Source organism: Nostoc cf. edaphicum LEGE 07299, assembly GCF_015207245.1.
Taxonomy (GTDB): Bacteria; Cyanobacteriota; Cyanobacteriia; order Cyanobacteriales; family Nostocaceae; genus Nostoc; species Nostoc edaphicum_B.
In genome coordinates this window covers 1-3117 of sequence record NZ_JADEXF010000794.1, presented here as the reverse complement: position 1 = coordinate 3117, position 3117 = coordinate 1, and the positions used below count along the sequence as shown (strand labels likewise).

General features: G+C 43.4%; 1 protein-coding gene. It reads left to right on the top strand.

Annotated elements, in window-relative coordinates:
• The coding region (locus tag IQ229_RS20765) for a GAF domain-containing protein (RefSeq protein WP_194046963.1) at window positions 1–3117 on the top strand (3117 nt) is incomplete at both ends.

Sequence of the window (3117 nt, the reverse complement as noted above, 5' to 3'; positions counted from 1 at the left end):
TTTTAAAAAAGGTTTATCTGTCTGTCGTGTATGGCAATGAGTCAACCTCGACTTTTAGCTATGCCTCTTATGGGATATTGATGTGTGGTGTGGTCGGAAACGTCGAATTAGGTTATGAATTCGGTCAGTTAGCCCTCGACCTACTTTCACGTTATCAAAATTCTGAATTGAAAGGGAAAACTTTATTACTAGTGTATTTGTACACAAGACATTGGAAAATGCACCTGGGTGAGATATTAAATCCCTTGCAGATGACCTATTGTAGTTGTTTAGATGTGGGCGATTTGACTTTCGCGGGCTTCTCTGCCTATAACTACGGTTTTTACTCCTATTTTGCCGGACAGAATTTAACGCAACTAGAGTCGGAAGTTGCTGGATATTGTGAAGCACTCAAGCATTTCAAGCAAAATTTAACTCTGACTTATTCCCAGTTGATTCGACAAATTTTGCTCAATTTAATGGGCGATGCAGATAACGTGTTGGTGTTGAACGGTGCAGCCTACAATGAACAGCATCAACTTCCATTACATGAAGCAGCAGGCGATCGCACCGGATTAGCATTGTTGGGAATCAATAAACTGGTTGTGTCCTATCTGTTTTCAGAGTTTGAACAAGCCGTAGAACAAGCCAGGCAGGGAAAACAGTATTTGGATGCTGTCCTTGCTTTCGTATATGTACCGATCTTTCATTTCTATGAGTCTTTAGCTCAACTAGCATGGTTTGAGCGACTTTCAACCCCAGAACAGCAGCAAGCAAAGGAATGCATCGCTGCCAACCAAGAAAAACTTAAGTACTGGGCAACTCATGCCCCGATGAATTTCTTGCACAAGTTTCATCTAGTTGAAGCGGAACGAGAGCGAGTGCAAGGCAACAAAGCCGAGGCAATAGATTTGTTTGATCGCGCCATCACCGAAGCCAAAGAAAACCATTACATCCAAGAAGAAGCGCTGGCCAATGAACTGGCAGCTAAATTTTACCTTGACTGGGGTAAACAACGGATCGCTCAGTCATACATGACCGAAGCCTACTACGGCTATGCTCGCTGGGGTGCAAAAGCCAAGGTTGCCGACTTGGAAAAACGCTATCCCCAACTGCTCACCCCCATCCTCCAGCAAACCCGTTTCCCCTTCTCAACTAATGAAACAATCTTCTCATTAGGGAGTGTCACCTCCACCTCCAATAGTAGCAGCGTCTCTGTTGCTTTAGATTTAGCTACCATTCTCAAAGCTTCCCAAACTCTTTCTGGGGAAATCGAACTCGAAAAACTGCTTTCAGCTTTGCTGCATATTGTCATTGAAAATGCTGGAGCCGATAAATGTGTATTCATGCTTTTGGAGTCAGATCGGTTGCTAGTTCAGGCGTTAGCACAGCTTTCCCTGAGCGGTGTACAGAATCAGGCTGCCGTCGATTTTTACTCGATGTTGCTCAACCCACAGCCTGTTGAAGACTCAGTTGATGTGCCAGTTGGCTTAATTAATAATGTCAAACGCAACTTACAACCAGTAGTAATTACTGATGCAACGGTACATTCGCAACTACTCAATGATCCGTATATTCAGCAACAGCAACCCAAAAGTATCTTGTGCAGCCCAGTTTTGCGTCAGGGTAAATTGCTGGGCGTATTGTACCTAGAAAATAATTTGGCAACCGGAGCCTTTACAAGCGATCGCATCGAACTGCTAAACTCAGTTTGCGCTCAAGCGGCAATTTCTTTAGAAAATGCTCAACTTTATCGAAATTCGCAGAACTATGCTCAACAGTTAACACAATCTCTAGCAAAATTGCAGGCTAGTGAAATCCGCTTCCAAAATCTGACGAATAATATTCCTGGGATGGTGTACCAATTCCGTCTGGAGGTGGATGGTTCAACTTCAACACCCTACGTTAGTTCTGGCTGTCTCGACTTATATGAGTTAGAGCCAGAGTTGGTGATGGCAGGGACGCATAGCCTTTACGCTATGAATCATCCTGACGATCGCCCAGCTATTGCCCAAGCGATCGCTTACTCTGCCCAAAATCTCACACCCTTTGAGGAAGAATGGCGGATTATCCTGCCTTCAGGAACCGTAAAATGGATTCGATCTGCGGCTCGACCAGAGCGACAAGCCGATGGGGCAATCATCTGGGATGGGGTAGTGATTGATATTAGCGATGTCTACGACGAGCTTCGCTTACGCAAACAAGCCGAAGCATCTCTAGCCAAAGAACGAGAATTCTTGAATGCCATTATTCACAATATTACCGATGGGATTGTTGTTTGTGATGCTAGTGGCAAATTGACTCTATTTAACAAAGCAACTCGTGAATTTCATGGTCTACCAGTAGAATCATTACCACCAGAACAATGGGCGGAACACTTCGATCTCTATCAACCTGATGGTCAAACACTCCTATCAACAACAGAAATTCCTCTGTTTCGTGCCTTGCAAGGAGAAATCGTCGAAAATGCCGAAATGGTAATTGCGCCGAAGCATGGTTCTAGGAGAATTTTGTTAGCTAGTGGACAAGCGATCTTCGATGCTTCGGGTAACAAACTTGGTGCAGTAGTTGTGATGCGAGATATTAGCGATCGCAAAAAATCAGAACTTGCCTTGCAGCAAAAATCGCTTGATTTGCAACAAGCACTTACTGATCTACAAAATGCCCAATTACAAATAGTCCAAAGTGAAAAAATGTCAGCACTAGGCAATTTAGTTGCTGGTGTCGCTCACGAAATGAATAATCCTCTCGGTTTTATTGCTGCCAGTCTCAAACAAGCTAAACCTACCCTTACTGATGTAGTTGAACACTTAAAACTCTATCAATTAAGCTTACCCAATGCAAGTGATGAAATCAAAGACCATGCCGAAGAAATTGACTTGGATTATAGCTTAGAAGACTTGCCTAAGATGATTGATGCCATGTCAATGGCGTGCGATCGCCTGAAAAACATCAGCACCAGTTTACGAACTTTCTCGCGTGCCGATAAAGATTATAAAGTACCGTTTAATATTCACCAAGGTATCGACAGCACGATTTTAATTTTGAAACATCGTCTCAAAGCTAACGAGCAACGTCCAGCAATTAAAGTGATAACTCAATACAGCATTTTGCCTCAAATTGAGTGTTTCCCTGGAC